General features: G+C 42.1%; 5 protein-coding genes. 4 read left to right on the top strand and 1 reads right to left on the bottom strand.

Features of this window, described 5'->3' with window-relative positions; genetic code table 11:
- The 3 genes from ACLNCN_RS04150 to ACLNCN_RS04140 all read left to right on the top strand — a co-directional run.
- On the top strand, positions 1 to 408 hold a 408-nt coding region (locus ACLNCN_RS04150; protein ID WP_424844688.1), incomplete at its 5' end, for an N-acetylmuramoyl-L-alanine amidase family protein.
- A 111-nt stretch (positions 409 to 519) separates the two neighbouring features.
- Positions 520 to 1479, top strand: a complete 960-nt coding sequence (locus tag ACLNCN_RS04145) for an ROK family glucokinase (protein WP_020902451.1) — start codon at positions 520 to 522, stop codon at positions 1477 to 1479.
- Between the two features lie 97 nt (positions 1480 to 1576).
- Positions 1577 to 2416, top strand: coding sequence for a thymidylate synthase (locus ACLNCN_RS04140; protein WP_033686601.1), 840 nt, complete (start codon positions 1577 to 1579; stop codon positions 2414 to 2416).
- Between the two features lie 50 nt (positions 2417 to 2466).
- Here ACLNCN_RS04140 and ACLNCN_RS04135 read toward each other — a convergent pair whose 3' ends face one another.
- Complete coding sequence (locus ACLNCN_RS04135; RefSeq protein ID WP_001051780.1) at positions 2467 to 2637, bottom strand: DUF3042 family protein; 171 nt, start codon at positions 2635 to 2637, stop codon at positions 2467 to 2469.
- A 120-nt stretch (positions 2638 to 2757) separates the two neighbouring features.
- On the opposite strand from ACLNCN_RS04135, the gene miaA reads away from it, so the two are divergent.
- The coding region (miaA, locus tag ACLNCN_RS04130) for a tRNA (adenosine(37)-N6)-dimethylallyltransferase MiaA (protein ID WP_424844687.1) at positions 2758 to 3275 on the top strand (518 nt) is incomplete at its 3' end.

Below are 3275 nucleotides of genomic sequence, written 5' to 3'. Positions count from 1 at the left end.
AAGTTAGACCGCGATCATGATGGTGTGGCTTGTGAATTGAAAAATGCCCCAAAAGGTGCTTTCAAAGCAAAGCAATCAACTTCGGCTCAAAACAATACAAGTTCAGCAACAACAAGTGGCTGGGTTAAGCAGGATGGTGCATGGTATTATTTTGATGGAAATGGAAATCCAGTAAAAAATGCATGGCAGGGAAGCTATTATCTGAAAGCGGATGGTAGAGTGGCACAGAGCGAATGGATTTATGATGCTTCCTATCAAGCTTGGTATTATTTGAAATCAGATGGTTCTTATGCTTATAGTACATGGCAAGGAAATTACTATTTGAAATCAGATGGTAAAATGGCTAAAAATGAGCGAGTTGATGGAGGCCGTTACTATGTAGATGCTTCAGGTCTCTGGAAACCATAAGTCAGGATAAAATCCAGAAAGTTAATGCAAACCTTTGCATAAACGATTAGATTTTGTTATACTAGTACTGTAAGCATTTTCAGTTAATTCATAATGAAAAAGGAGAATATGATGAGTCAAAAGATTATTGGGATTGACCTTGGTGGAACTTCTATCAAATTTGCAATCTTGACAACTGCAGGAGAAATCCAAGAAAAATGGTCTATTAAGACTAACATTTTGGATGAGGGAAGTCATATCGTTGATGATATGATTGAGTCTATTCAGCATCGCTTGGACTTGCTTGGATTGGCAGCAGCAGACTTCCAAGGTATTGGAATGGGGTCACCAGGTGTGGTTGACCGTGAAAAAGGAACTGTTATCGGTGCCTACAACCTCAACTGGAAAACTCTTCAACCAATTAAAGAAAAAATTGAAAAAGCCTTGGGCATTCCATTCTTCATCGATAATGATGCCAACGTAGCAGCTCTTGGTGAACGTTGGATGGGTGCTGGTGATAACCAACCAGATGTTGTCTTTATGACACTTGGTACAGGTGTTGGTGGTGGTATCGTCGCAGAAGGAAAATTGCTTCACGGTGTTGCTGGTGCAGCAGGTGAGCTTGGTCATATCACTGTTGACTTTGATCAACCAATCGCATGTACTTGCGGTAAGAAAGGTTGCCTTGAGACAGTTGCTTCAGCAACAGGGATTGTCAACTTGACTCGTCGCTATGCCGATGAATACGAAGGCGATGCAGCCTTGAAACGCTTGATTGATAATGGAGAAGAAGTAACCGCTAAGACTGTCTTTGATTTGGCAAAAGAAGGAGACGATCTTGCTTTGATTGTTTACCGTAACTTCTCACGTTACTTGGGAATCGCTTGTGCTAACATTGGCTCAATCCTAAACCCATCAACAATCGTTATCGGTGGTGGTGTATCAGCTGCGGGAGAATTCCTTCTACAAGGTGTTCAAAAAGTCTACGATGAAAATACCTTCCCACAAGTACGCACAACTACTAAACTAGCTCTTGCAACTCTAGGAAATGACGCTGGAGTTATCGGAGCAGCATCACTTGTATTGCAATAAAATAGAAAAAGGAGAAAATTGCTTTCCAGAAGCGAGTGATTTTCCTCCTTTCTTTTTTTATGCTATACTAGTTAGGAAATAAATGAGGTGAGAGTAAATGACAAAATCAGATACGATTTTTAAAGAGAATATTGAACGCATTCTAAAGGAAGGTGTTTTCTCAGAGCAAGCACGTCCCAAGTACAAGGATGGGACAGTTGCCAACTCTAAGTACGTAACGGGTGCCTTTGCAGAGTATGACTTGGCCAAGGGGGAATTCCCCATTACAACCTTGCGTCCCATTGCAATCAAATCAGCTATCAAAGAAGTTCTCTGGATCTACCAAGACCAGTCTAATAGCCTAGAAGTTCTCAATGACAAGTACAATGTTCACTACTGGAATGACTGGGAAGTGGGAAATACGGGAACCATTGGTGAGCGCTATGGTGCTGTTGTTAAGAAACACGACATTATCAATAAGCTTCTCAAGCAGTTGGAAGTCAACCCTTGGAACCGTCGCAATATCATTTCGCTCTGGGATTACCAAGCTTTCGAAGAAACAGAAGGACTACTCCCATGCGCCTTTCAGACCATGTTTGATGTCCGCCGTGTAGATGGAGAAATCTATCTGGATGCGACCTTGACCCAGCGTTCGAATGACATGTTGGTGGCCCACCACATCAATGCTATGCAGTACGTGGCTCTTCAAATGATGATTGCCAAGCATTTCGGCTGGAAGGTTGGGAAGTTCTTCTACTTCATCAACAATCTCCATATCTATGACAATCAATTTGAACAAGCTCAGGAATTGCTCCGTCGTGAGCCATCAAACTGCCAACCACGTTTGGTCTTGAATGTGCCAGATAAGACCAATTTTTTTGATATTAAAGCAGAGGACTTTGAGTTGGTGGATTATGACCCTGTCAAGCCACAGTTGAAGTTTGACCTAGCTATTTAAAAGAATAGAAAAAAGAAGTTGAGAAAATAAATCCCAACTTCTTTTGTTTCTTAACGTGATACGCGGCGACGAGCTGCTTTTTTACGGTTTTCTTCGATGAAAGCTGCTTTTTGCTCTTCTGGTTCGATCACTTTCTTTTTAAATGCGTATACTGCACCTGCGACTGCAGCGACAGTTCCTGCGACACCTGTTACAAGACCTTTAGCGAATCCTTTAGCCATGAGTCTTCCTCCTTTATCTTCTTAATCAGCCAGCCCCCTCAAGAGGTCACATTTTTCTGACTGACCTTTTTGTGTTATAATAATAGTAACGAAAAAATGGGAATTTTTCAAGGAAAAAAGATGAAAACAAAAATAATTGTGATTGTTGGACCGACTGCAGTTGGAAAAACAGCCCTTGCCATCGAAGTTGCAAAGCGTTTTAATGGCGAAGTGGTTAGTGGAGATAGCCAGCAAGTCTATCGAGGTCTGGATATAGGGACGGCTAAGGCTAGTCCAGAAGAGCAGGCAGCTGTTCCTCATCATTTAATCGATGTTAGAGAGGTAACCGAGTCTTACTCGGCTTTTGATTTTGTTTCAGAAGCTAAGAAGGCTATTGAGGATATTCAAAGCCGTGGCAAGCTAGCTATTATTGCTGGTGGGACTGGGCTTTATATCCAGAGCTTGCTTGAAGGCTACCACCTAGGTGGTGAGACTCCTCATGAGGAGATTTTAGCTTATCGAGCTAGTTTGGAGCCATATTCAGATGAGGAATTAGCCCATTTGGTGGAGCAAGCAGACCTTGAGATTCCCCAGTTTAATCGTCGTCGTGCGATGCGTGCCTTGGAAATTGCCCATTTTGGTCAGGATTTGGAAAATAA

This window comes from Streptococcus sp. CL8.13, assembly GCF_049737895.1.
Note: the sequence above shows the minus strand (reverse complement) of the source record. Positions and strands in the feature narration are given on the sequence as shown.

What these genes read in the sequence shown, in the direction of transcription:
- ACLNCN_RS04135 (WP_001051780.1), bottom strand. Translation starts at nt 2,637, where the DNA reads ATGGCTAAAGGATTCGCTAAAGGTCTTGTAACAGGTGTCGCAGGAACT.
- ACLNCN_RS04145 (WP_020902451.1), top strand. Translation starts at nt 520, where the DNA reads ATGAGTCAAAAGATTATTGGGATTGACCTTGGTGGAACTTCTATCAAA.
- ACLNCN_RS04140 (WP_033686601.1), top strand. Translation starts at nt 1,577, where the DNA reads ATGACAAAATCAGATACGATTTTTAAAGAGAATATTGAACGCATTCTA.